The sequence below is a fragment of the Corynebacterium ureicelerivorans genome (assembly GCF_000747315.1).
Classification (GTDB): domain Bacteria; phylum Actinomycetota; class Actinomycetes; order Mycobacteriales; family Mycobacteriaceae; genus Corynebacterium; species Corynebacterium mucifaciens.
Genome location: NZ_CP009215.1, coordinates 2,090,548 through 2,116,007, shown reverse-complemented (window position 1 = coordinate 2,116,007; position 25,460 = coordinate 2,090,548). Strand labels below are relative to the sequence as shown.

The 25,460-nt window shown below is 65.6% G+C and carries 20 protein-coding genes and 3 pseudogenes; 13 read left to right on the top strand and 10 right to left on the bottom strand.

What is annotated here, in order from left to right:
* The first annotated feature begins 10 nt into the window (after window positions 1–10).
* Window positions 11–1,480, top strand: a complete 1,470-nt coding sequence (gene lnt, locus CUREI_RS10380) for an apolipoprotein N-acyltransferase (RefSeq protein ID WP_038613295.1) — start codon at window positions 11–13, stop codon at window positions 1,478–1,480.
* A 230-nt stretch (window positions 1,481–1,710) separates the two neighbouring features.
* Here the strand turns inward: lnt and CUREI_RS12060 are convergent.
* A pseudogene (locus tag CUREI_RS12060) lies at window positions 1,711–1,981 on the bottom strand (M23 family metallopeptidase); the annotation flags it as partial.
* Between the two features lie 300 nt (window positions 1,982–2,281).
* Between CUREI_RS12060 and CUREI_RS10370 the strand changes: the two are divergent.
* The 3 genes from CUREI_RS10370 to CUREI_RS10360 all read left to right on the top strand — a co-directional run bounded on the left by CUREI_RS10370 (window position 2,282) and on the right by CUREI_RS10360 (window position 5,631).
* Entirely contained in the window at window positions 2,282–2,491 is a 210-nt protein-coding gene (locus CUREI_RS10370; RefSeq protein ID WP_038613291.1) for a heavy-metal-associated domain-containing protein, read from the top strand.
* 169 nt (window positions 2,492–2,660) lie between these two features.
* On the top strand, window positions 2,661–4,997 hold the full coding sequence (locus CUREI_RS10365; protein ID WP_038613289.1) for a heavy metal translocating P-type ATPase: 2,337 nt from the start codon (window positions 2,661–2,663) through the stop codon (window positions 4,995–4,997).
* Window positions 4,998–5,364: 367 nt separating this feature from the next.
* Window positions 5,365–5,631: a metal-sensitive transcriptional regulator gene (locus tag CUREI_RS10360; protein ID WP_144242497.1), complete on the top strand. Its 267-nt coding sequence runs from the start codon at window positions 5,365–5,367 to the stop codon at window positions 5,629–5,631.
* Window positions 5,632–5,871: 240 nt separating this feature from the next.
* Here the strand turns inward: CUREI_RS10360 and CUREI_RS10355 are convergent.
* The 3 genes and pseudogenes from CUREI_RS10355 to CUREI_RS10345 form a co-directional block, all read right to left on the bottom strand.
* Window positions 5,872–6,223, bottom strand: a pseudogene (locus CUREI_RS10355) (DDE-type integrase/transposase/recombinase); the annotation flags it as partial.
* A 13-nt stretch (window positions 6,224–6,236) separates the two neighbouring features.
* Window positions 6,237–7,472, bottom strand: a complete 1,236-nt coding sequence (locus tag CUREI_RS10350) for an LCP family protein (RefSeq protein WP_084768332.1) — start codon at window positions 7,470–7,472, stop codon at window positions 6,237–6,239.
* Between the two features lie 39 nt (window positions 7,473–7,511).
* Window positions 7,512–8,213, bottom strand: coding sequence for a CPBP family intramembrane glutamic endopeptidase (locus tag CUREI_RS10345; protein ID WP_038613284.1), 702 nt, complete (start codon window positions 8,211–8,213; stop codon window positions 7,512–7,514).
* A gap of 17 nt (window positions 8,214–8,230) precedes the next feature.
* Between CUREI_RS10345 and CUREI_RS10340 the strand changes: the two genes are divergently transcribed.
* Together CUREI_RS10340 and pheA are read left to right on the top strand one after the other, a co-directional pair.
* Entirely contained in the window at window positions 8,231–9,145 is a 915-nt protein-coding gene (locus CUREI_RS10340) for a DUF2891 family protein (protein WP_038613282.1), read from the top strand.
* Window positions 9,142–9,960: a prephenate dehydratase gene (gene pheA / locus CUREI_RS10335; RefSeq protein ID WP_038613280.1), complete on the top strand. Its 819-nt coding sequence runs from the start codon at window positions 9,142–9,144 to the stop codon at window positions 9,958–9,960. The genes CUREI_RS10340 and pheA overlap by 4 nt, the downstream gene beginning before the upstream one ends.
* Before the next feature lie 7 nt (window positions 9,961–9,967).
* Here the strand turns inward: pheA and CUREI_RS10330 are convergent, their stop codons facing one another.
* Genes CUREI_RS10330 through CUREI_RS10320 form a run of 3 tightly spaced genes read right to left on the bottom strand, consistent with a single transcriptional unit; the run spans window position 9,968 to window position 12,078 of the window.
* Window positions 9,968–10,315 carry a metallopeptidase family protein gene (locus CUREI_RS10330; protein ID WP_038613278.1) on the bottom strand — a complete coding sequence of 116 codons (348 nt, stop codon included), beginning with the start codon at window positions 10,313–10,315 and terminating at the stop codon, window positions 9,968–9,970.
* 3 nt (window positions 10,316–10,318) lie between these two features.
* Window positions 10,319–11,341 (bottom strand): septum formation family protein, encoded by a 1,023-nt coding sequence (locus tag CUREI_RS10325; protein WP_038613276.1) that lies wholly within the window; start codon window positions 11,339–11,341, stop codon window positions 10,319–10,321.
* Between the two features lie 8 nt (window positions 11,342–11,349).
* Complete coding sequence (locus CUREI_RS10320) at window positions 11,350–12,078, bottom strand: GntR family transcriptional regulator (protein ID WP_038613274.1); 729 nt, start codon at window positions 12,076–12,078, stop codon at window positions 11,350–11,352.
* 80 nt (window positions 12,079–12,158) lie between these two features.
* Between CUREI_RS10320 and serS the strand changes: the two genes are divergently transcribed.
* Genes serS through CUREI_RS10305 form a run of 3 tightly spaced genes read left to right on the top strand, consistent with a single transcriptional unit; the run spans window position 12,159 to window position 15,089 of the window.
* Window positions 12,159–13,412, top strand: a complete 1,254-nt coding sequence (gene serS / locus CUREI_RS10315) for a serine--tRNA ligase (protein WP_038613272.1) — start codon at window positions 12,159–12,161, stop codon at window positions 13,410–13,412.
* On the top strand, window positions 13,412–14,260 hold the full coding sequence (locus CUREI_RS10310; RefSeq protein WP_038613270.1) for a lysophospholipid acyltransferase family protein: 849 nt from the start codon (window positions 13,412–13,414) through the stop codon (window positions 14,258–14,260). Before serS ends, CUREI_RS10310 begins: the two co-directional genes overlap by 1 nt.
* Window positions 14,261–14,264: 4 nt before the next feature.
* Window positions 14,265–15,089 carry an HAD family hydrolase gene (locus CUREI_RS10305; protein ID WP_038613268.1) on the top strand — a complete coding sequence of 275 codons (825 nt, stop codon included), beginning with the start codon at window positions 14,265–14,267 and terminating at the stop codon, window positions 15,087–15,089.
* Here the strand turns inward: CUREI_RS10305 and CUREI_RS10300 are convergent.
* Window positions 15,086–15,838: a hypothetical protein gene (locus CUREI_RS10300; RefSeq protein ID WP_038613266.1), complete on the bottom strand. Its 753-nt coding sequence runs from the start codon at window positions 15,836–15,838 to the stop codon at window positions 15,086–15,088. The genes CUREI_RS10305 and CUREI_RS10300 overlap by 4 nt on opposite strands.
* A gap of 413 nt (window positions 15,839–16,251) precedes the next feature.
* Between CUREI_RS10300 and glpK the strand changes: the two are divergent.
* A pseudogene (gene glpK, locus CUREI_RS10295) lies at window positions 16,252–17,712 on the top strand (glycerol kinase GlpK).
* Window positions 17,713–17,730: 18 nt separating this feature from the next.
* Here glpK and CUREI_RS10290 read toward each other — a convergent pair.
* Window positions 17,731–19,575 carry an N-acetylmuramoyl-L-alanine amidase gene (locus CUREI_RS10290; RefSeq protein ID WP_038613264.1) on the bottom strand — a complete coding sequence of 615 codons (1,845 nt, stop codon included), beginning with the start codon at window positions 19,573–19,575 and terminating at the stop codon, window positions 17,731–17,733.
* A 160-nt stretch (window positions 19,576–19,735) separates the two neighbouring features.
* On the opposite strand from CUREI_RS10290, the gene glf reads away from it, so the two are divergent.
* The 3 genes from glf (at window position 19,736) to CUREI_RS10275 (ending at window position 24,998) form a co-directional block, all read left to right on the top strand.
* A complete protein-coding gene (gene glf / locus CUREI_RS10285) occupies window positions 19,736–20,926 on the top strand; it encodes a UDP-galactopyranose mutase (RefSeq protein WP_084768537.1) in 1,191 nt (396 codons plus the stop codon).
* Window positions 20,927–21,462: 536 nt separating this feature from the next.
* The gene (locus tag CUREI_RS10280; protein ID WP_038613260.1) at window positions 21,463–23,175 is read left to right on the top strand and encodes an RNA-binding domain-containing protein; all 1,713 of its coding nucleotides are present in this window, start codon (window positions 21,463–21,465) and stop codon (window positions 23,173–23,175) included.
* Window positions 23,176–23,405: 230 nt separating this feature from the next.
* A complete protein-coding gene (locus CUREI_RS10275) occupies window positions 23,406–24,998 on the top strand; it encodes a cation:proton antiporter (RefSeq protein WP_038613258.1) in 1,593 nt (530 codons plus the stop codon).
* A gap of 24 nt (window positions 24,999–25,022) precedes the next feature.
* Here CUREI_RS10275 and CUREI_RS10270 read toward each other — a convergent pair whose 3' ends face one another.
* Window positions 25,023–25,439 (bottom strand): hypothetical protein, encoded by a 417-nt coding sequence (locus CUREI_RS10270; RefSeq protein WP_038613256.1) that lies wholly within the window; start codon window positions 25,437–25,439, stop codon window positions 25,023–25,025.
* Between the last annotated feature and the right edge of the window lie 21 nt (window positions 25,440–25,460).

Genomic DNA, 25,460 nt, shown 5'->3' with positions numbered 1-25,460 from the left:
CACCGCGCTCATGATGGGAGCTGCGGTGGTCTGGTGGCTGGCGCTGCCGCCACGCGGTTGGTGGGTGCTGTTCCCGGTGGGCGTGACTATGTTCATGCTGGCTTTGGCAGATCAACCACTACGCAACCGTTTGTGGCTCGGTGGGTTGGGCGGGGTGGCGCACTACGCTCTTGCTCTGCGCTGGCTCACCGACTTCAACACTGCCGGGTACGCTGCTGTTGTTGCCGTTCAGGCGCTACTGTTAATGCTGGTTGCCGCGGTATCGCCTAACGAGGCGGCTTTTCGCAGCCGCTGGTCGGGCTGGTGGCTGCTTACCCCTGCTGCCTTGGTGTTATTGGAGGCTGTGCAGCACCGGTTCCCGTTCGGCGGTTTCCCGCTGTCCGCTTTCGGATACAGCCAGACCGATGGTCCTTTCATGGCGGCAGCGCCCCTGGGTGGGACTCTCCTGGTGACCGCGTTGGCCGCAGTTGCGGGGGCCGTTGTTACCGCTGTCATCTTCGGGCCGAGACGAGCCCGTGCAGCATCCGTGGTCGCAGTGGTCGTGGTACTCGCGGTACCGGCGTTCGCGCCAACGATCGTAGATGATACGGCAGAAGGCAGCCTTGACGTCGTGCTCGTGCAGGGTGGAGGCCCCCGCGGGCTTCGCGCGGTCAATACCGATCCGTTTGATACGACCCGCCGGCACCTACAGGCTGCCGAAGATATCACCGGGGACCCTGATCTGGTTCTGCTGCCCGAAAACGTCGTCAATATCGACGGCTCAATCGACGGGACGCGCGTTGATGCAGCTTTCGCTGAACTGGCCAGGCAACTCGACACGAACATCGTCGTCGGAATTACCGAATCCGAGGATCAACATTTCCGGAACGCATCCATAGTGTGGGGACCGGACGGGACCCGGTTAGGACGCTATGAGAAGCATCATCGTGTGCCGTTCGGCGAGTACATCCCTATGCGCAATCTGATTGAACGACTCAGCGAGGACGCACGGTTCATTCCCCGCGACGCCATTGCCGGAGAGGGACCGGCGGTGCTCGATCCCAGCGGGACACCACGATTGGGGATCGTCATTTCTTATGAGGTCTTCTTCGCCGACCGGGTCGCCGATGCCGTTCGCAATGGTGGGCAGCTACTCCTCGCACCGACCAACGCCGCGTCTTTTGTGACCGAGGAAGTACCTGCAATTGAAGTGGCCGCATCCCGGATGCGTGCCCGCGAGTTTGGCCGCACCGTTCTCCAGGCTGCCCCCACCGGATACTCCGCAGTTATCCAGCCCGACGGCACAGTCTCACAACTCAGTGGCCTGGGCACGAACGAACTGCTGACGGCAACCGTTCCCCTTCATACTGGTTTGACGCCGTATGCGCGCATGGGGGATACGCCCCTGTTGGTTCTCGCGATGCTGGCTCTTGCATGGCCTGCGGTTACCGGCCTCGTCAGCTGGCGCAGGAGAAGGCAGGTTACGGAAATATCCCACTAAACGTGGATTACGGCACCTGCTCCTCGTTGGCGGGACGCTCGCCGCCCCCATATATGACGAGCACGGACTGCTTCCCCTGTGCCCCGGTCTGCCCTGCCTGGAGAAGCTATCAAGTCTGGGCTGTGTCGGCGATGAGTGAGAAGCGTCTCTGCGGTCTGAGGTGGGTGCCTCATGCCCAGTCACTGCCGCCGGTTCCGGTGTCGGGGCCGGTCCTGGTGAGTGCGGGAAGGTTAGACGGTGGCGCCGTGCTCGGCGAACCAGGGCAACGGGTCGACCGCCCCGCTGCCAGTCGGGTAACGCTGCGAAGTGCAGGTGAGAGCCGGTGGAAAACCCCCGGTTGCCCATGCCAGCGATCCTCTGACCAGCGGTGACGCGTTTTCCAACGGTCACGTCGAGAGTTTCCATATGGCCGTAGACGGCAATCGAGCCATCATCGTGCTGGATGCGGATCCACTGCCCGAAACCGGAGGCCGGGCCGGAGTCGATGACAGTGCCGCCCATCACCACCCGGCGGCGGGGCCCGCGACTGAGGATGGTGACCGGTTCACGTTGGGCGGCATCAAGATAGTGGCTTTGTTCGCTGCGGAACTGACTGAGGGTGACCGTGATGCCCATGCCCTTTAACGTGCATTTTGTACAAGAAGTGCAGCAACGATCGCGGCCGTTCCGGAAGTCCTGCCCGCCGAACGGGACGCTTAGGGGCAGGCACCTCCTTGACTGATACCCCCCAAGGGTATAGGTTGAAGGTTGTTGGGGCACCTCCACTCCTGCCCTTCAGGACATCAAGGAAAGGATCATCTAATGAGCGCCGTAACAAAGAAGTACATCATCGAAGGCATGACCTGCGGACACTGCAAGTCCTCCGTGGAGGAGGAGATCGGCGAGGTCGCCGGTGTGACCATGGTGGAGGCCACCGTGGATACCGGGCAGGTGACCGTCACGGGTGAAAACTTCACCGATGACGATGTTGTCGCCGCTGTCACGACAGCCGGCTACACCGTCAAGCTCTAATCCCTGGGCCCGGTCCCCGCCTCGGGTAGACACGGCCGGGCCAACCCTGCTGGATATGACCATCAGGCCCAGCCATGCTGGTTCGAAATCCCCGACGGTGCATCTGTGGGTGGCCTTTTGGAACCTCGGAGATGCACCTCACCACTGTTTGCTGAAGGACTGATCACTGATGATTCAGACTCAACCGTCGGTTGACCTACTCCAGGTCGATCTGGGCGTTACCGGCATGACCTGTACGTCGTGCTCAGGGCGGGTGGAGCGCAAGCTCAACAAGCTCGATGGCGTGGAGGCCACCGTCAACTTCGCCACCGAATCCGCCTCCGTCAGTTACGACCCCACCAAAGTCGACGCCGATCGGCTGATCGAAACCGTGCGGGGTGCCGGGTACGACGCGTTCACCATGGGGGATCAACACGCCTCCGCCGTGGGCAGCGGCCCGGAGGAGGACACCGAGGTGGCCGGTGACCGCCACGAACAGGCCCGCGAGGCCGAGGCCACAGACCTGAAGTCGCGTCTGATCGGGTCGACGATCCTCTCCGTTCCGGTGGTCGCGATCTCGATGATCCCGTCCCTGCAGTTCATGAACTGGCAGTGGGCCCTGCTCGTCATGTCCACCCTGATCTACTTCTACGGTGGCGCCCCGTTCCACCGGGCGACCTTAACCAACCTGCGTCACCGCTCGACCACGATGGACACGCTTGTGTCTCTGGGCACTACCGCTGCGTATCTGTGGTCGCTGTGGGCCTTGTTTTTCGGCAACGCCGGGCGCCCCGGCATGGTCATGGAGGCGAGCCTGCTGCCCCGCCAGGACGGCATGGACCACATCTACCTCGAGACCATCGCCGTAGTCATCACCTTCCTGTTGCTCGGCCGGTGGTTTGAGGTCCGCGCCAAGGGCCAGTCCTCCGCGGCGCTGAAGTCCCTGCTGGACATGGGTGCGAAAGACGCCGCGGTGATCCGCGACGGTAAGGAAGTCCGCGTCCCGGTCTCACAGCTGACAGTCGGTGACGTCTTCGTCGTCCGCCCGGGTGAGAAGATCGCCACCGACGGTCGTGTCATCGAGGGCACCTCGGCCATCGACGAGTCGATGCTGACTGGCGAGTCCGTTCCCGTCGAGGCCGCCCCCGGCACCCCGGTCACGGGCGCGACGATCAACACCTCCGGTCGACTGCTGGTCGAAGTCACCCGCACAGGTTCGGAGACCACGCTGTCCCAGATGGCCAAGCTGGTCACTGACGCCCAGGCGAAAAAAGCCCCAGTCCAGCGCCTGGTGGATAAGATTTCCTCGGTCTTCGTCCCGACGGTCATTGTCGTCTCCATCATCACCCTGATCGTCCACCTCGCCCTCGGCAGCGGGGCGAACTGGGCCTTTTCCGCCGCAGTCGCGGTGCTGATCATCGCTTGCCCATGCGCCCTGGGACTGGCCACCCCGACCGCCCTGCTGGTTGGCACCTCCCGGGGCGCGCAGCTGGGCTTGTTGATCAGGGGCCCGGAGGTCCTCGAATCCACCCGCCAGGTCGACACCATCGTCATGGACAAGACCGGCACCGTCACCTCCGGGGTAATGTCGGTCACCGGCGTCCACGCCGCCGACGGCTACACCAACAACGAGGTCCTCGCCTTGTCGGCGGCCGTCGAAGCAGGCTCCGAGCACCCCATCGCCAAGGCGATTGTCACCGAGGCCGAGCGCTCCGGGAACATCCATGAGGCCACCGACTTCGACAGCACCGCCGGCCGGGGTGTCACGGCCACCGTCAAGGGTCACGTCGTCACCGTCGGCCGTCCCGCCGGCCAGCTGCCCCGTGACCTCACCACCGCCTTCGACCACGCACAGTCGCAGGGCGCGACCCCGGTGGCCGTCTACGTCGATGACCAGCCCGCCGGTGTGGTCGTGGTGCGCGATGCCATCAAAGACTCCTCGGTGGAAGCGGTCGCCCAGTTCCGCAGGCTGGGGTTGAGGCCGTACCTGCTCACCGGCGATAACGCGAAGGCCGCGGCCGCCGTCGCCCAAGAGGTGGGCATCGATGCGGCCAACGTGAGTGCCGAGGTCATGCCGCAGGACAAGGTCGCGGTCATCGAGAAGCTGCAACATGAGGGCAAGAAGGTCGCCATGGTCGGCGACGGCGTCAATGACGCGGCCGCCCTGGCCCAGGCCGATCTGGGTCTGGCCATGGGGGCGGGCACGGATGTGGCCATCGAGGCCTCCGACATCACCTTAATGAACAACGACCTGCGCTCCGCGGGCGATGCCATCCGTCTGTCACGTCGCACGCTGGGCACCATCAAGGGCAACCTGTTCTGGGCGTTCGCCTACAACGTCGTGCTGATCCCGGTCGCCGCGATCGGTTTCCTCAACCCGGGGTTGGCGGGCATTGCGATGGGCTTCTCCTCGGTGTTCGTGGTTTCCAACTCCCTCACGCTGCGTAGATTCAAGCCCTCCCACGACAACACCAGTTCCTCACCGCAGCCCGCTCGCCCCTCCGTGCGGCAGCCGGTCACCGCCTAATCCACATCCTTTTCTAGCGATAAGGAACCCCGTGTCCTCCTCCTGTGGCTGAGTCCCTCCAATAACACTCAGACCTCCGTCCCCAAGTACCTGCTCTTGACCTCTCCCCCGGCCCAACCCGACAGGCCCCTCCGGGCCGACAATCTGCCGACTACTTATCCGAATAACGCCACAGGGCGTGAGGACCATGAGGTTCTCACGCCTCATTCCATACCCTCGGGCTTTCCATCCTGATCGACCCGCAACTGACTCAGGACATACCTGCCCCCTTTTTTTCAGCAAGGAGATCATTGTGGATACTCGCACCCCTGATCAGGCCGTTTCCTCCTCGGGTGGGGCTGACACCTGTCACACCACCCATGGCTACATAAACGACAAGGATCGCTATCTCGCCCGCCTCAAGCGCATCGAGGGCCAGGCCCGGGGCCTGCACAGCATGGTTGACGAGGAACAGTACTGCATCGACATCCTTACCCAGATCTCCGCGGTCAATGCTGCCCTACGCAGCGTTGCCCTGGGACTACTCGATGACCACATGAAACACTGCGTCGGTGACGCCGCCCAGTTAGGAGGAGAGGAGGCCGACGCGAAGTTCCAGGAAGTCACCGACGCTATCGCCCGTTTCGCCCGGTGACAGGCCGGGACCCGACCACCACACCCCGTCGATTACGGCGGCCAGGCCACTCTGACCGCCCTTGTTGCCGGCTGGAGGCTGGGAGTCCTGCTGCTGGCGGCGGCATGATCGGGTTGATGGCCACTGTGGTGCTGCTGGTCGAAAAGATCGCGCCGCTGAACAACCTCGACCACATCCCCACCTGCAACATCAACCGGTGCTGTTGCAAAGTTGGGGGGAGAGCCGCAAAAACTCAGTTTCTCATTCTCTGATGGCCGCTGCGTGTGGGCGTTCCCAGGCCGTCTCGAAGACCCGGTTGACGATCACCGCGTCCGGGTTCGGTTGCCCGTAGGCAAACATCGTGCCTTGCCCTTTCCGCAATGAGTGCATCGCCTCCATCCCTTTCAACGTCCGATATGCAGATGTCCGGTTCTTAAACGCGCCTTTCGGCCCGAGGATCCGCTTCAGCCGACCATGGTCGCCTTCCAGGATGTTGTTGAGGTATTTCATGCCGGTGTTCCACTGTTGGCGGGCAGATTCCCTCTGACTTCAACTCGGCGATTGCCCTGGCTAGTGAGGGTGCTTTATCGGTGTTGATCACTCTGGGATACCCGGCGCCCGACGCCCTAACGCAGCGACTCGAACAGCGCTTCGGCCTCCGCGTCGTCCCAGAGCACCACGTTGCCCACCTCGGTGTCGGTGAACCCGCCGATGGGCACGGTCTCCGTTTCCAGGCCGCCGCGCAGCGCGAGAACGATCCGCGCGAGGTTCCACACGTGGTCGCCGGAATCCACCGTGAGCAGGGCCGGGGAGGCCCACAGCAGACGCGCCATCCGGAGCGGGTTCAGCAGCACACCGGGGGAGAGCACCCGCTCGACCAGGGTGGTCATGAATTCGCGCTGGCGAGCCACGCGGTCGATGTCACCCTGCGCGGTGGCGCGGGTGCGCACGTAGCCGAGGGCGGTTGCGCCGTCCATGGTCTGGCAGCCGGGTTGCAGGTTGATGTTGGCCAGCGGGTCGTCGATGGGTTCGGCCACGCAGATCTCCACGCCGCCGGCCGCGTCGACCACGCCGGCGAGCCCGCCCATGCCGATCTCCGCGTACCGGTCGACGCGCAGGCCCGTATTCTGCTCGACGGTCTCGACCAGGAGCTCGGGGCCGCCGATGGCGAATGCGGCGTTGATCTTGTCGTAGCCGTACCCGGGCACCGCAACATACGAGTCGCGGGGGATGGACACCAGCGTCGGCTTCCCGCGCATCGGCAGGTGCATGAGCATGATGGTGTCGGTGCGCACCGTGCCCAGGTCGCCGCCGGTGCCGAGGCGCTCCACGTCTTTCTCGCTCAAACCCGTGCGCGAGTCGGAGCCGACCAGTAGCCAGTTCGTTCCCGAGGTGCCGCGGATCTGCTGCTCGGGCATGGCGTCGATGCGGTTCAGGCGCGCGTCGGCAAACAGCACCGATGCCAGAAGCAACGCGATGACGAGCAGTAACACCGCGCCGCAGCCCGGGAGCTTTGCTTGCCGACGTCCCTTCGGCCGAGAAACCTGCACCGGCACCGCCTGCGGCGCCTGCCGGGGAGCGGGGCGCTGGCGAACGCGCGCACGACGCGGCGGTTGTTGTGCCGGCCGCGCGGGCACGCTGCGCGGGTGCTCAGGTGCGCGACGCGGCTGGTAGGCGGCGCGCTCCGGCTCCACGCGTGTGAACGCGCCGGGGTGGGGGTCGGCGGGATCGTGGCGTCGAGAGGCGGCTGCCCTGCGTCGAATGGGGCGGCCGTAGCGGTCCACTATGGGCTTGCCGTCTTTGCCCAGCACGAACTCGCCCGCGTTGTCGCGGGGGTCGTTGGAATGGGGCGTTGTAGACATGCGCACAGTGTAGCCAGCGTGACGGAAGTGTTTAGATTCCTAGCCAATTCCTAGCCAGGACAGGTCCAGCAGCGGGTAGGCGACAAACGCCACTGCGTCGATGAGGAAGTGCGCGATGATCAGCGGCCACACGCGCCCGGTTTTGTGGAAATACCAGGCAAAGACCACGCCCATCACGATGTTGCCAAACCCGGCGGACACGCCCTGGTACAGGTGGTACGACCCGCGCAGTGCCGCCGACGCTGCAATGAACTGCCGCGGCTTCCACCCCAGCTGGCGCAGGCGCGTGACCAAATACATCACCACCACGACCTCCTCGCCGAAGCCGTTGGCGAAAGACCAAAGCAGCGAGGTGGGGATCTGCACCGCCTCCGTGGTGGGCACGACAACCTTGGACAGGCCCAGGTGCACCGCCGCCACGTAGAACGCCAGCCCAGGCAGGCCGATCAGCGCGGCAAACCCGGCGCCGCGGGCCAGGTCCGCCCAGCGCGGCCAGCGCCACCGCTCCTCCAGGAGGAACCAGGCCAGGCCGCCCCAGGCGAACAGCGTCAGCGCGGAGGTGGCCTGCAGTGCCAGGTCCAGCCACGGGATGGTGGAGGCCGAGTCGTGGATCGTGGTGGTCTGCTGGTTCAACGGTGCTTTGAGCAGCGAATCGATGAGCCGCAGGGCAGCGCGCAACCCCGAGGTGCCGAAGCTGACGGCGAGGACGAGCACGATCTCGAGCTTCAGGCGCCTGCGCATGCGCTAACTTTAACGCCATGAACGAATCGTGGGCGCGCACCATCATCCAGGTTGTCGGTCAGGAATACCCGGCCTCGATGCACCACGTCAGCTCAGCGCCGGACACCGCTGTCCCGCACGAGCTGCACCCGGCGTTCTGGGGCTCGTTCGACTGGCACTCGTGCGTGCACATGCTTTGCTCAGCCGCGAAGCTGCATGTGCGTGACGACGACCCCAGGCTGGCCAACCTCCTCGACGAGCGCCTCACCCCCGAGCACGTCGCCGCGGAGGCCGAGTACCTGCGCGAGCACCCGCTGTACGAGCGGCCCTACGGCTGGGCGTGGGCAATGCAGCTGGTCAAGGTGTGCCGCGGCACCCGGTGGGAGCGCGCACTGGCCCCGCTGGAGGCCCAGCTGGAGCGCAACGTAGCCTCCTGGCTGGACACCCAGCAATGGCCGGTGCGCCACGGCGTGCATGCCAACTCGGCGCTGGCGCTGCTGCTTATCCACGACGCCTCGCCCAACCTGCGCGAGCGTGTGGGGCGCACCGCCCGCGCCTGGTTCGGCAGCGACCGCGCGTACCCGCACGAGTGGGAAGTCTCGGGGCACGACTTCGTCTCCAACGGCTTGGCCGAGGCCGCGCTGATGCGCCGGGTGCTGCCGGCCGTCGAGTTTGAGGCCTGGCTGGGCAGCTTTTTCGCGCCGGACGCGTTCGCGTTCTACACCACGCCCATCCAGGTCAACGACCCGGAAGACGGACAGCAGGCCCACCTGGTCGGGCTCATGCTCACCCGGGCGTGGCTACTGCGGGAGATCGGGAAACCGCAGGGCACGTGCGAGCTTATCGACGCAGCTTCGCCCCACCTCACCGGCGACAACTTCATGGCCACGCACTGGCTGATCACCTACGCGCTGCTTGCGCAGGACGCGGACGCAGGGGAGGCTGCGCTGTGACCCGCATCGCCTACCTCGGCCCCGCTGGCACGTTCACAGAGCAGGCCGCGCGCCAGTTCAGCATCGACGGCGCCGAGTACGAGCCCGTGGACTCCCCGGCTGCGGCGCTGGCGGCGCTGGGTGCCGGCGCGGACTTCGCGGTGTGCGCGATTGAAAACTCCGTCGACGGCGCCGTCACCGCCACCTCCGACGCGCTCGCGGCTACGCCGGGTGTGCAGATCGTGGCCGAGACCGAGCTAGCCATTGCGTTCGCGGTGATGTCGCGGCCCGGGCAGTCCCTTGCAGCCGCCGCCCGTTTGGCCACCCACCCGGTCGCATTCCAGCAGGTCAAGGGGTGGGTACGCGAGCACGCCCCAAACGCGGAGTTCGTGCCCGCCGCGTCGAACGCGGCGGCCGCGCAGATGGTGGCGGACGGCCAGGCAGACATCGCGGTGGCGCCGGAACGCGCGGCGGAGCTGTTCGGGTTGCAGGTGCACGCCACGGACGTGGCTGACTCGGCGACGGCGAGGACGCGGTTCGTGCTCGTCGCTCAGCACACCGCCCTGCCGGCAGCGACCGGCGCGGACCGCACCGCGGTGGTGTTGCGCACGCCGAACATGCCGGGCGCGCTTGTCGGGGTGCTGCAGGAGTTCGCGGCGCGCGGGGTGGACATGTCGCGCATCGAGTCGCGCCCCACGCGCATCGAGCCGAACACGTACAACTTCTTCATCGACCTCGTCGGGCACGCCGAGGATCCGGCCGTCGCAGCCGCGCTTAAGGCGGTAGAGGCGAAGGCGGATTCGATGCTGTTCCTCGGCTCGTGGCCGCGCGCCTAGCCTCGGTTCAGCCCCAGCCGAGGGCGTGGAGCTCGTGCTCCTCCAGCCCAAAGTAGTGGCCCACCTCGTGCAGCACGGTGACCTTCACCTCGTGGCGCAGCTGGTCCTCGTCCTCGCAGATGGCCTCGAGCGCGTTTTTATAGATGAACACCGCGTCCGGCAGGTACCCCGAGTGGTTGGAGTGCTGCTCCGTCAGCGGCACCCCTTCGAACAGGCCCAGCAGGGTGGGGTTGTCCGGGTTGTAGTCCCTGGCAAGGATGACCATGTTGCGCATGTGCTGGGCGAAGTCGTCGGGGATGGTGTCGAGCGCGTCGTCGATCATCCCCTCGAACGCTTCGTCGCTGACCAGGAGCATGGGCTACTGCGCTTGAGCCGGGGCCGAGCTGGTTGTCTGCTGCTCTCGGAGCGGGCGACGGGCTGGGCGTTCTGGGGGCGGAGCGTCGTCGATACGCAGGTGCTCGCGCCCCTCTGTCGCGGAGCCGGTCAGTGTTGCGAACCCGCCCTCGGGGCGCGAGAACACGAGTGCGCAGTTGACGCTTCTCGAGCCGCCCTCCCACGCGGCGGCGGTCTGCGTCGTCCAGAAGGGGCTCAGCGCCACCTGGTAGAGGTTCTCCTCCCCGCCGAGGTAGTCCTGCGCGGCGGCGGTACACACGTCCTCGAGGTGGCTGTCCTGGTCTTCGACGGTGGGGGTGCTGTCCGGGAACACGTCGGCAAGGGAGACCTGGCTGGTGATTTCCAGCTGGTGCGGGTCCGCGCACGGGACGTCGGTCAGCGTGTTGGCGGAATCGACGGACACGCACTGCCCGGCCTCGAACACGCGCGCCTGGTCCTGGTCCGCCACGCGGCCGGAGGTGAGCACCGGCTCGCCGGCGCGGTCGGTTTCCTGCAGGCCGCACAGCATGGTGCGATCGCCGCGCTGCCACGCGTCGGCCGGCGGCAGGATCGGCGCGATGGAGTAGCGCCCGTTCGGGTCGTACTTGCCGCTTAAGTACCGCAGGGTGCCGGCGCCGCACAGCTCTTCCCGCAACTGCGCCTGGCGCGTCTGGTTCGGCATCGGGGCATCGGGGCCGAACTCGGCGGTGGGGTAGGTGGCCAGATCTTGGCGCAAGGACACCTCGAAGCGGTGCTCACCGGCGCAGTCCGCCTGCTCGAAGCCGGTGATCGCGCCGTCCGGTCCAACCTGCCAGGTCAGGCACGATCCGGCGTCGGCGGTGGTGAAGGAGGCGACCTCCTCGGTTGGCGCCGTGGAGGTTTCTGTGGTGGAGGCGGCAGTCTCTCCCGTGTCGGAGGTATCCGCGGCCAACGTGTATGTGCCCGCGGCGACAGAGCCCGCCAGCGCGGCGATGAGAAAGGAGCGGAGCGCACTCTGTTTCGAAGCCATGGGCCTTATTATTCCACTTCGCGCGCGACCCGAGTAGTCAGCCGGTAGCGGTCCGTGCGGTACACCGAGGAGCAAAACTCCACGTTGTGCGTGCCTGAGCGGGCGTAGCGGACGATGTGGAGCAGCGCCGTATCGGCGTCCACGTCCAAAAGCGGCGCGTTGTCGGGCCCGGCTGTCACGGCGGTGACGGTCTGTTCCGCCTCGGTGATGCCCAGGCCGTACTGCTTGTCCAACAGGGTGTACACGGAGTGGTAGACGTCGTTTTCCAGCAGGTCCGGCACGTAGGTGGCGTTGTACCAGGCGTCGTCCACGGCGTACGGCTCGCCGTCGCCAAGCCTGAGCCTGCGCAAGCGGATGTGGGTGGCGTTCGGCGCCGTGCCGAAGAACTCGGCGACCGCCTCGGGCGGCGTGGTGCGCTCGCAGAGCAGGATGCGCGACGACGCCTCGACGCGCTGCGCCCGCATCTCGTCGGAAAAGCTGGCCAAGTGCAGGCGCGACACCAGCGGCGCCGGGGCGACGAACGTGCCCTTGCCTCGCACCCGGCGCAAACGACCCGCCGCCACGAGGTCCCCGATGGCGCGGCGCACGGTGATGCGGGAGACGCCGTACTCTTCCTCCAGTGCGCGCTCGCCGGGCAGCGGGTCGCCGGGGGAGTACTCTGCTGCGATGCGGGACTCCAGGATGGAGCGCAGCTGCTCGTGCTTGGGCACCGGGCCGTCTGTGATCGGGTGGGGCATAGGCCCACCATAGCGCACTGGTTATGACCGGGCGCCAGTGTGCCGTGCCGGTGTCGGGGGACAGGGTAGGGTAGACAAGCGTGATTGATCTGAAGCGTGTGCGCGAAAACCCCGAGGCCGTCCGCGAGTCCCAGCGAGCCCGTGGCGAAGACCCGGCGCTTGTGGACGAGTTGCTGGCCGCCGACGAAGCCCGTCGCGTTGCCATCCAATCGGCGGATGAGCTGCGCGCGGAGCAAAAGGCGTTTGGCAAGAAGATCGGCCAGGCCGCGCCTGAGGATCGCCCGGCGCTGCTGGAAGGCGCCAACGAGCTCAAGGTTCGCGTGAAGGACGCCGAGGCCGCGCAGACCGCGGCTGAAGAGCGCGTGCAGACGCTGCAGTACTCCATCTCCAACGTCGTGGAGGGCGCGCCGGCCGGCGGCGAGGAGGACTTCGTCGTGCTCGAGCACGTGGGCGAGGTGCCGGAATTCGACTTCGAGGTCAAAGACCACCTCGACCTTGGCGAGGCGCTCGGCATCATCGACATGAAACGCGGCACCAAGGTCGGCGGCGCGCGCTTCTACTACCTGGCGGGCGACGGCGCCTGGATGCAGCTGGGCATGCTCATGCTCGCCGCCCAGAAGGCGCGCGAAGCCGGCTTCAAGGTGATGATCCCGCCCGTGCTGGTGCGCCCCGAGGTCATGCAGGGCACCGGCTTCCTGGACGCGCACGACGAGGAGATCTACTACCTCGAGCGCGACGACATGTACCTGGTGGGCACCTCCGAGGTCGCGCTGGCGGGCCTGCACCAGGACGAGATCATCGACCTGTCCGACGGCCCGCTGCTCTACGCCGGCTGGTCCTCCTGCTTCCGCCGCGAGGCCGGCTCCTACGGCAAGGACACCAAGGGCATTCTGCGCGTCCACCAGTTCGACAAACTTGAGATGTTCGCGTACTGCAAGCCCGAGCAGGCGGCGGAGATGCACCAGAAGCTGCTCGGCCTGGAGCGGGAGATGCTGGCCGCGGTCGAGGTGCCCTACCGCGTCATCGACGTCGCCGCGGGCGACCTCGGCTCCTCCGCCGCCCGCAAGTTCGACACCGAGGCGTGGGTGCCGTCTCAGGGCACGTACCGCGAGCTGACCTCCACCTCCAACTGCACCACGTTCCAGGCGCGCCGCCTGCGCACGCGGTACCGGGACGAAGACGGCAAGACCCAGATCGCGGCCACGCTCAACGGCACGCTGGCCACCACCCGCTGGCTGGTGGCCATCCTGGAAAACAACCAGCAGGCCGACGGCTCGGTCCGCGTGCCCGAGGCGCTGCGCCCGTGGGTGGGCAAGGATGTGCTGACGCCCTAATGGATATGCGCCGATACCGCGGGTTCTTGGTTCCCGGGCTCTACGAAGGGATAGCCGCCAACCGGGACGAGGCCGTCGAGCGGTTCTACCAGGGCCTCGTCGGCGCCGCCCGACGCGTCATGCGCACGGCAAAGATCGATGTCACGGTCATCGGCGCCGAGAACATCCCCGCGCACGACGGCGCGATGCTCGCCGGCAACCACACCGGGTACGCGGACTTCATCCTCCTCGGCACCGGCCCCTACCTGCACGGCAACCGCCTGGTGCGGTTTATGGCGAAGGCTTCCGTCTTCAACGTCCCGGTGCTCGGCCACCTGCTGAAAGTGATGAAGCACGTGCCCGTGGACCGCGCCCGCGGCGGCGACTCCATCGCGCCCGCGGTGGACATGCTGCGCAGCGGCAACTTGGTGGGCATCTTCCCTGAGGCCACCATCTCGCGCTCTTTCGAGCTCGCGCACTTCAAAACCGGCGCCGCCCGCATCGCGCACCAAGCCGGTGTGCCGCTCATCCCATGCGCCATCTGGGGCTCCCAGCGCATTTGGACAAAGGACTTGCCCAAGCACTTCCGCAACGTCCCCGTCATCGTCCGCTACGGTGAGCCGGTCCAGCTCACCGGCGACGCCGACGCCGACACCACCGAGCTCAAGCGCCGCATGCAACTGCTTCTCGACGCCTCACGGGCCCAATACGCCGACTTCTTCGACGACGGCCAGGGCGAGCCCTGGATGCCGGTTGCCCTCGGCGGCACAGCGCCGACCCTGGAGGAGGCCGACGCCATCTACGCCCGCGAACGCGCCGAGCGGGAAGCGAAAAAGGCGGCAAAGGCCGCGAGAAAGCGCAGGAAGTAGCCCCATGACCGCCGCGCCCCGCCTGATCATCTCGGACATCGACGGCACGTTCATCACCTCCACCGGACGGGTGACGCAGCGCCTGCGCGGCGCGATCGTGCGCGCGGTGGAGTCCGGTGTGAATTTCGGCCTGGCGACGGGGCGCCCGCACCGCTGGCTCCTTCCGGTGCTGGAGCAGCTGCCGCTGGCCCCCGTATGCGTGTGCGCGAACGGCGCGGTGGTGTACGACCCAGCCGACGACCGCGTCCTGCACGCCTTCGAGCTGGCGCCCGCGGCCATGGCCGAGGTGGTGGAGGTCGCCGAGCGCGCCCTTGACGGGGTGCCCCACGGTTACGGCGTGGAGCGCGTCGGCTCCTCCGCGCTGGACCCGGAGGAGGAGTGCTTCCTCATCACCCCCGAGTACAACCGGGATGCGTGGGACAGTAGGTTCGGCGTCGCCGTCACCGCGGACCTCATTAGCCAACCCGCCGCAAAGCTGCTGGTCCGCTGCGCTTCGATGACGTCTGCGCAGATGTACGAGCGCATCGCGCCTGCTATCGACGCCACGGTGGCGCACGTGACGTACTCCATGGACGAGGGGTTGATCGAGATCTCCCGGCCCGGCGTGGATAAGGCCGCCGGTGCGCGCTACCTCGCCGAACGCTACGGCGTGGCGGCCGAGGAGACCATCGCGTTCGGTGACATGCCCAACGACCTCGAGCTCCTCCGCTGGGCGGGCACCGGTGTTGCCATGGCCAACGCCTCGCCCGTGCTGCACGCCGCCGCCGACCTAGTCACCCGCACCAACGACGAGCACGGCGTCGCCGAAGTGCTCGAGCGCTGGTTCTAGCTCGCCCGCCGCTCAAGGTCGGCGAGCCACACACGGTACGGCGTGTCCACCCGATTGGGCAGCTGGTGCACCCCGGGGCGCTGGTTGATGGCGTGCTGGACCTGCGCAATAAATGCGTCCTCCTGCACGCTGGTCCACCCCACACGGCGAACTACCGCGCCGCGGTTTTGCAGCTCCGTTTCGCGGTGGCGCTCACGTCGTAAAGCTTCAGCCGCATCTCCCATCGCGCCGCTGTTCTTTTCCAGCCCATCCGCCTCGACGATGAGGAACCCGTTGATGAGCGCGTCCGCCCACGCGACGGTAGCCCAGCCGTCGGCGTCCGTGATCTGGAACCCAACCTGGAACTCGATGGTCTCGACGCCAGTGAGCCTGCCGGATGCGATGGCGCGCAGGAGGGTGTCCCGCGCAATCGTCTCGAGCGCGCTCGCCGACGTGTCTGCGGAGTACGCGATCAGCTCGCGGAAGGGTTTGATCCCGCGGGCGCGGGTGAGTGTTTCGGTCTTAGCCAGCAAGTAGTCGGTGGTCAGGTGGTCGTGCTGGAAGCGCGCGGACTCGATCTGCACCAGCGCATCCATGCGGCCGTAGTAGCGGAAGGTGTCGAATATGGCCCGGATCGCCGTGGCGGTGCGGACGCCGTTGTGGGTGAGGTATTCCGCCTCCCGCAGGAGCCCTCCGTGGTAGACCCTGCGTCTATCGGTGTCTCCCCAGGTCCTGGAGTTGCCCGGGAGTGCGAGATCTACTGTCTGCACCCACCTGTATGTCGAAAGACCGAGCCACCTTGCGGCCGCGGGTCCGGTCACTACCGCAGTTTTGCACCTCGATGCCACATCTTTAATCAGCTCCAGCTCGTCTCTGCGTCTTTTCGCTACATCCCCCATTGGCCCACTATCTCGCGGCCCCGGGCGAAGGTAAAGAGGTGGCGTGGCGATTTCAGTGGGCAACTGAAGCTTGGCGGGTGCCCTTTTGCGGATCTGCTAGTTGACCGGTGCAAGTAACTAGCAGATCAAGCGTTCAACTCTGCGTTTCCCCAGGTGATGGTGAAACTCAGTATCAATAAGGTTCGAATGTGCTAGTTGGGCCACGGAGGCAACTAGCAGATCCGGCAACGCGGGAGCAATCCCCGCCCCGATAGCCCCCTCGCCCCACCCGTAAGATCGCGCGCATGGCTTTGATTGCGGCGATTGACCAAGGCACGACGTCGACGCGCGTGTGCATCACGCGCACCGACGGCACCGTCATCGCGCAGACGCAATACGAGCACGCCCAGCACATGCCGCAGCAGGGCTGGGTCGAGCACGACCCGATGGAGATCTGACGCAACACGCGCCGGGCGCTGAGCGAGGCGCTTGCGGCGGAGGACATCTCCGAACAAGACATCGACGCGCTCGGGCTAACCAATCAGCGCGAGACGGCCGTGATCTGGGACAAGAAGACGGGCAAGCCGATCTACAACGCCATCGTGTGGCAGGACACGCGCACCAACCACGACGGCGACCCGGCGAGGTACCTGCGCACGACGGGGCTGCTGCACAACTCGTACCCGGCCGCGCCGAAGTGGGCGTGGATCCTGGACAACGTCCCCGGCGCGCGCGAGCGGGCGGAGAATGGCGAGCTGCTGGCCGGCACGATCGACACCTGGCTGATCTGGAACCTCACCGGCGGCGCCAAGGAGCCGGAGCGCGCGCTGCACCTCACGGACGTGACTAATGCGTCGCGCACGCTGCTCATGAACTTGGAAACGCTGCAGTGGGACGAGGCGCTTTGTAGCGAGCTCCGCGTCCCCCGCGCCATCCTCCCCGAGATCCGCCCGTCGGTGGGCCACTTCGGCACGATCCGCCGCCGCGGCCCGTTGGCGGGGGTGCCCATCACGGGCGTGCTGGGCGACCAGCAGGCGGCGTTGTTCGGCCAAGGGGGCCTCCACGAAAACGACGCCAAGATGACCTACGGCACCGGTCTGTTCATGCTGCTCAACACAGGTCACACGCCGCGGTTCAGTGACCGCGGGCTGCTCACCACCGTGGCCTACCAGGTGGAGGGCCAGCCACCGGTGTACGCCCAGGAGGGCTCGGTAGCTGTGGGCGGCGCGTTGATCCAGTGGCTGCGCGACCAGCTGGGCATCCTGGGCACCGCCGCGGAGTCCGAAACCCTGGCCAGGCAAGTCGATGACAGTGGGGGAGTGGTGATCGTCCCGGCGTTTTCGGGCCTGTTCGCGCCGCGGTGGCGCCCCGACGCACGGGGTGTGATCGTGGGGTTGACCCGTTTCGTGGATAAGCGCCACATCGCCCGGGCCGCGCTGGAGGCGACGTGCCTGCAGGCGCGCGAGGTGGTGGAAGCGATGGGAGGCCGGCCGACGTCGTTGAAGGTGGACGGCGGGATGACCACCAACGACCTGCTCATGCAGATGCAGGCGGACATCCTCGGGCTCACCGTCGAGCGGCCCGCTAACACCGAGACGACGGTCATGGGCGCGGCGTCGGCAGCCGGGATGGGGTCTTTGCTTCTCGACGGGCCGCTCACGCTCGGCACCGCGACCACCTGGAACAACACAATGGCCGGCCCCGAAAGGGACCGGCTTGTCTCTGCGTGGGAGGACGCGGTGGCGCGCTGCTTAGATCTCGCCTAGGTCCGAGTTCGCGGGGGTCTAGTTGGTGTTGATGTCCACCGAGTCGGTGGCCGGGTTGTAGGTGATGAAGCCGCCTTCAAAGTCCACCCGCACGGTGTCGGTGCTGGGGTTGAAAGCCGGGGTGATCGGCATGCCGAGCGGGCCGGCGTCGAGGCCTTGCTGCAGCCACGCCTCCGCAATCTTGCCGACGAGGGCGATGATCTCGCCCTGGTCGTTGCGGGCACCGATGCCGTTCGCGTACAGCGCCACAGCAGGCCCGGTCGGGCCGCCGACGCCGGCGACGAGCTTGCCCAAGGCCGGTTCAAGGGTGGTCCAGACCTCGGCGGCGTCGCTGGAGCCGAACGCGTTGAGCGTCGGCGCAACGGACGGGCTAATTTGCTTGGCCAGCTCCGCCGCGTCTGCGAGCGTCAGGCCGTCGAAAATCTGCACCTCACCCATGGTGTCGACGGTGGGCAGCTTGCCCTGGCCGGCCAGGTAGAGCAGCACCAGCCCGACGGCGGTGCCCGCTACGCCGGCGACGGTGGCCGGATCTCCGGAAGCGAGGTCGGTCAGCACGCCGTCGGGGGACGGCTGCTGCGCCGGGGCCGGAGCAGGGCTATCGGCTGTAGTGCTCGGCTTCGCCTCTACGCCCACGCGCTCACCTGCGCGAAGCGCGCGGTACTTCGCCCCCGCGTTTGCGCGGATGATGGGAAGCTTGGCGTAGAGGTTGTCGCCCGGGCAGGTGTTGTAGTGGAAGTCGCGGTGCGCGTTGATGTTCGGGAACATAGCGCCTTGGCCGGCCGCAAACTTGGATCCCTTGAAGTTGCCCTCGGCGTAGTGGTAGCTGGTGCCGTTGGGGTCGAAGCCGGCGACAGCTGCCTTCCAACCAATGATGTCACCCATGGCCTTCAGCGCCGCGGGGGTGGGCTCGGCGCTCTGGTAGTCGCCGATCATGGACACGCCCCAGGTGTTCTGGTTGAAGGAACCCACGTGCGCGCCCTGCGGGCCGCGGTCCATGCCGCCCGCGTGGCCCTCGTAGATGTTGCCGTATTTGTCCACCAGCGCGTGGTAGCCGATGTCGCCCCAGCCCAGCTGGACGGCGTGGTACTGCCAGATGCCGCGCACGATGCCGGGTGCCTCGGCTGCGGAGTAGTTGTTGGAGCCCGCGGTGTGGTGCACGGTGGCGGCGGTGGTGGGTTCCGCGTAGTACGGCGCGCTGCTGCGACCGGCGCCCCATTGCGCGCGGGTGACCACCTTGGGCATGCCCCAGGTGTAGGAGTCGGCGACGGGCTGGATGCCGCCCTCGGCTGTGCCGGCGCCGCCGTCCAGGAAGACTGCCTGGATGTCGTTGGCGGTGGTGGACGCGGCTGAGTCGGTCCGGCCGCCGTCCAGCAGGTCGACGTTGCCGGTTGAGACCTGGACGCGGTTGGTGCGGCCCACGAAGATCGGCTCGGTGCCGAACTTGTCGCTGCCCGCTGGCGGGTCCAAGCGGTCCATCTGGAACCACTCGGACCAGGTGCCGTCAGCGCGCAGGGCGCGCACGTAGGCGGCGACGTCGCGGTCGCCCGTCCATGTCAGGCCGACCAGGGAGAACTCGCGGTCGTTGGTGAATTCCTTCACCGCACGCCGTACCTGGTCCTCGCCGCCTTGGGTGCGGATGGCGGCGTCGTCGACGGTGACGTTCGCGCCGGACGCAAAGGACTCGGAGGTGGTGTAGACCTCGGGCGCGTCCGCGCTGAGGGACTGGACCGGGAGGATGCGGTTGCCGCTGAGCGCGTTGGCGGCGACGAGGGCGATGATGAGGAGGATGGACACGATCACGGGCATGATCGCGGCTCGGGCGGGCCGGGCCGCGCCACCCTGGATGCTGCGACGTTGCTGCACGGTAGTACTCCTGAGGCGGTTAAAGTTCACTGGGATAACAGTGGTAAATGTGACAGAAGTGCAGTGTAGTGGAAGTTCAACTCTAAAGTAAGACTTGAGATGTGACGGGGCGTGTCGCGGCGAAGCTGCGTCGATAAGCAACTGTGCGAAAATGGGCCACATGGCATACGACCTCATAGTTGTTGGATCGGGTTTCTTCGGCCTCACCGTGGCCGAGCAGGCGGCGAGCGAGCTGGGCAAACGCGTCCTGGTGGTGGAAAAGCGCAGCCACATCGGCGGCAACGCCTACAGCGAAAACGAGCCGGAAACCGGCATCGAGGTGCACAAGTACGGTGCGCACCTGTTCCACACTTCCAACGAGCGCGTGTGGGAGTACGTCAACCGCTTCACCGATTTCACGGACTACCAGCACCGCGTCTTTGCCATGCACGACGGCACGGCGTACCAGTTCCCCATGGGGCTGGGCCTGATCAACCAGTTCTTCGGCCGCTACTACTCGCCGGAGGAAGCGAAGACGCTCATCGAGGAGCAGCGCGAGGGCCTCGACCCCGCAGCCGCGACGAACCTGGAGGAGCGCGGCATTGCGCTGATCGGCAAGCCGCTCTACGACGCGTTTGTGAAGCACTACACCGCCAAGCAGTGGCAGACCGACCCCACCGACCTGCCGCCGGAAATCATCTCGCGCCTGCCGGTGCGCTACACCTTCAACAACCGCTACTTCAACGACACCTACGAAGGCCTGCCCGTCGACGGCTACGCCGCGTGGCTGGAAAAGATGGCGGCGCATGAGCATATCGACGTACGTACCGGCACCGACTGGTTCGAAGTCCGCGACTCCATCCGCGCCGAGAACCCCGACGCGCCGGTGGTCTACACCGGGCCGCTGGACCAGTACTTCGACTACGCCGAGGGCCGCCTGGGCTGGCGCACCCTCGACTTCGAGCAAGAGGTCCTCGAGGTCGGGGACTTCCAGGGCACCCCGGTGATGAACTACAACGACGCGGACGTGTCGTACACCCGCATCCACGAGTTCCGCCACTTCCACCCGGAGCGGTCTGAGTACCCGTCCGACAAGACCGTGATTGTGAAGGAGTACTCCCGTTTCGCCGAGGACGATGATGAGGTCTACTACCCGATCAACACCCCGGAGGACCGCGAGAAGCTGGAAGCCTATCGACGCCTCGCGGCGGAAGAAGCCGAACAGCGCAACGTCCTGTTCGGCGGCCGGTTGGGCACCTACCAGTACCTGGACATGCACATGGCCATCGCCGCGGCGCTGACCTTGTTTGACAACCAGCTGCGCCCGTTCTTCGAGTCCGGCGAACCCTTGAGCCAGCCGCGCGGGCACTAGGGGGCGGCATGGCAATTCAAGAGATTTTCGTTCACCCCGACTGTCCGGACTGCGCGGGCGTCATCGTCGAGTACACGACAACCCGAACAGCTTCGGCGACGCGGAGCTTGTCGACGTCACCGAGCTCGGCAGTCTGAAGCGTTTCATGCACTACCGTGACCGGCTGTCCGGTTACGCCGCCGCTCGGGACGCCGGCAAGATCGGGGTGCCCTCGAAGGTGCTCGACGGCACCACGGTGGAGTTCTTCGACGCGGTGTAGCGGCCACGGCGGCGCGGTGCCGGGGTCGCCCGGCACCGCTGCCCGGCCGACCAATTAAAACGCCGACCAGGTTGTGGAAAATAACCACGCCTCCTGGCCAGCTGATGAACGGGATTACAACGAGAATGGTAGCTCCGGTCGAGTTGTAGACAACTCGAAACAACTCCAAGCAACTATTCTGACCTGCGTCGATGGAATGATTCTAGGCGATTTTTGCGGTAAGTTGTTTCGGAGTTGTTTCAAACAACTTTGAAACAACTTTTGTTATTCTGAGCTCATGCTCGATTCGGGTTTTGAGGGTGTGGAGGAAGCACTGTCGGCAATTGAGGCCGGAGATAGCGCCGATATCTGGGAATCCCAGGTACTGGATTTCAAGGAGGATCCTGCCGTCCACCCGATGAACAAGAACCCCGATGCGGGTCTTGTGGAGTTTCTCATCGACGAAGTTATTTGTTTCTCCAACGCCGACGGCGGAGTCGCCTACGTTGTCCTTGGCGTCAATGACAAGAAGGCAGGCCCTGCTGCGTTCACTGGTACTGATCGCTCATGTGATTGGTTGGTAGAAAAGATATACAGCAAGACGCAGCCTCATATTCAGGTCGAAGCTTCTGAAATCGAGCGCTGTGGCAAGCGTTTGATTGCGTTGCGCATCCCGCGGGGGATGGCGTTGTATCAGCGTTCCAAAGGCCAGGCCAGTAAACGCGTCGGGAAAAACTGTGTTCCTTTGGGGGAGGATGAGCGTCGCAGTATTCACCTGTCCCGTTCGAACCCTGACCTGAGCGCTACTGTGTCTCGACGAAGCCCTAAAGATCTCGACCCTAAGGCAATCGAGCAGGCTAAAGCACTCCTTGCCAACCGGAAGCATGCCTTGGGTGATGACTCGCCTGTACCCCAGACGAGTCTTCAACTCTGCAGTGAGTTGGGATTGCTTACGGCCGATGGCGCGCTGACATTTGCGGCAGAAATTCTCTTCATGCAGCCACTGCACAACCGGACGGTCGTGAGACATTTGCTTCGCGACGTGCCCAGTGGCGATCCGAAAGTAACCGAGATCTCCGCACCGTTGATTACTGCGTCAGAACAGCTACGTGCGTTGATTAAGGCTCACACGTCGCAGGAGATTGCGCGAGTGCAGCTCCCGAACGGGCAAGAGTTTCCCATTCCGGCGTTTCCTGCGGCTGCTGTAGATGAAATTGTTTCTAACGCATTCGCGCACCGCGACTGGGGAGCGACCACTGCAATCGTCGTTGATCAGTCTCCGACCAGTCTGACCGTTTGGTCTCCTGGTGGCCTCCCCGTAGGCGTGCCCGAGGAGAGGATTCTGAGCACCCAATCGATTCCGCGCAACCCGATTCTGATGGGTGCACTGCGACAGTTAGGACTTGCTGAAGAATCTTCGCGAGGCTTCGATCGCATGTGGGTCTCCATGCTTGCTAGTGGTAGGCAAGCCCCCAGTCTGAATGCCGATGGGCCGTTTGTTGAGGTCACGTTGCCCGCCGGACATGTCGATTCGGCGTTTATTAAGACGCTGTACCTGTTGCGTACTGAGTTTGGTGAAGCGATCTTCAAGAGTGTGGATGGGCTTTTGGTTGCGCGTCATCTAGCGAACAACCAGATTTTGATGACGTCCACGGCAGCTCGACTCATGCAAGTCCCGGAAGCGCAGGCCCAAGAAACCTTGGGTTGGTACGCAAGTCAGGGCTTCCTAGAACCTTTGCGGGATGCTCCTGAGTGGATACTGTCCGCTCGAGCTCGGGCGGCCTTTGAGGGGAACGAATCTACTGCGATTGCATCCGTGACTACCGAGGACTGGATCATTGCTCAGTTGCGCGAGGGGCAGTCCCTGAACGCTCGTGAGGTTGCGAATGAACTCGGCGTAGAGCGTGAATCAGTGAGCCGAATCCTTCGCCACCTTCGAGATTTGGGTAAAGCGAAGATTGCCGACGGTAGCCCGACTCGAGGTCCGAGTGTTCGGTGGGTTTCCCTCTAAACAACTCCAAACAACTATCCTGACCTGCTCAGATGGGTTGATTTCGGGTCAGTTTTACTGCGAGTTGTTTCGGAGTTGTTTCAAACAACTCCGAAAAGGGTTGGTTAGGCGCTCAGGGCCGGGGCGACGAAGGTCGAAACGAGGTACCGGTTGATGTCGGAGTGGTTGATGATGCCCGCGCCCGTGCCGACACCTGCTGCAGCCCGCGGTACGCCGTAAACTCACCCCTCGTGGGAACTTTCATAGCACTAATCGGCCTGCTGCTCGCCACCGTCCTCGTCGCCGCGGTAGGTGAGCGCACCGGCCTGCCGTGGCCGGCGCTTCTGACTGTGGTGGTCGCGCCGGTGATCTTTATCCCCGGCATCGACACGGTGTCCATCGATCCGCACCTGATCCTGCCGATCTTCCTGCCCCCGCTGTTGTGGTCGCTGGCCCGGCGCACGAGCTGGGGGCAGATCCGCTCGCAGCTCAACGTGGTGCTGACCATGTCCGTCATCCTGGTGTTCCTCACCATCGCGGCGCTGACTGCCACGGCGATGTGGATGCTGCCGGGGTTGAGCCTGGCCGCCGCGATGGTCCTCGCCGCCGCGATCGCGCCGCCGGACCCAGTGGCGGTGGACGCGGTGGCGGGCCCGGCCGGCATCCCGAAGCGCATCACCAGCACCCTGCAGACGGAGGGGTTGTTCAACGACGCCGCCTCCATCGTCACCTTCAACGTCGCCATGGCGGCGGCGGTGGCTCACGGCGAGGTGGACTTCACCAAAGGGTTCTTCCAGTTCCTGTACGCGGCGGTCGCCGCCGTGGTCATCGGCCTGATCGTGGGCAGGCTAGCCGCCATGTTCGCCAACTCCGTGCCGGATTCGGTGATCCGCACCGCGTTTACCTGGGTGCTCCCGTTCGCCATCTACGCGGGCTGCGAGGCCATCGAGGCCTCCGGCGTCATCGCCATCGTCATCGCCGCGGTGGAGATGTCGTCGCGCTCCACCATGACCGCCGAGGACCGCCTGACCGGCCACTCGTTCTGGGAGACGGTGGAGCTGCTGTTCACCGGCGTCGCGTTCGGCCTGATCGGCATGAGTGTGCGCGACGCGCTCGACACCGCAGGCACGCACATCTGGCAGGCGGTGCAGGTCGGCGTCGTCCTCTCGGCGGTGGCTTTCGCTGTCCGGTTCGCCTGGATGTTCGTGCTGTACAAGATCAACCAGAACATGCATCACACAAACGTCTCGCCGTTGCGCATGCAGGAGGTGCTGCTCATGGCGTGGGCGGGCATGCGCGGCTTGGTCACGCTGGCGCTTGTGCTGGCAATTCCTGCGTCCGCGACCGCATACCACTACGAGCTTTCCGTCATCGCGTTGACTGTGCTCACCTGCACGATGGTGGTACCCGGGCTGCTGCTCCCGTGGCTCGTTGACAAGCTCGACCTGCAAAATGGGCCCGGTGGCGATCAAGCTATGGAGGAGCTGAACCAGCGCGCGTACGCCGCTGCGCGCAAGGCGGTGAAGGAGCACGGCGAGGAGTTCGCACCGGAGGCCTACGCGATGGTGCAGGAGTGGCTCGATTCCATTGCGGAGAAGCGCCTGCAGGACCCGGAGGGATCTGAGGAGCGAAAGCAAGCCTTCAAGCGCGCCCGCGCCGGGGCGGCGCAGATGCAGGAAGTTGCGCTACGGGCTGCGAGTAGGGAGCTGCAGCAGGCGCGCCGGGAGCGCCAATACAACCCCGCCGACGTCGACGCGGTGCTCGCGGATCTAGACAAGCTCATCCTCGCGCGTGACCGCAGCGCGCTCGCCGCACCCAGCACGCTGTGGGAGCCGGAAGAGTAGCCCGCGGGGGCAAAGCACTTTCGCTTATCGACGCCCCTCCGGCCCGCCGCCGGTGTCGCCCCCGCCGAACTCGCGGCGGAAATCCCTGTCCCAGTCGATGTTGCTGGCCTCGTCGCCAACCGTCTCCGGCGGGGACGCGTGGCCGAACTGGCGGTCGCCATCGGCGTAGTGCGTCTCGGGCAGGCCGTACATGTCCCGCTCGAGCGTGTCGAGGTGGCGGTCGTTGGCAGCCTGGATGCCCATCACCAAAAACACTGCGCCCGCGACGGCGGTGGCAACGCCGATGAACACCGCCGTCGGTCCGGACAGGAACACAAAGGACAGGACGGCCACCACGATCAGCGCCGCTGCAATTGCGTAGCTGCGGCCAGCAGATCCACGCGGGGTGTCGCTTGGTTTGTCGCGGGGGAGCCCTTTGTCGTCGAATCCCTGGTGCTGCATGTTGTGCAGCCTACGGGAGGA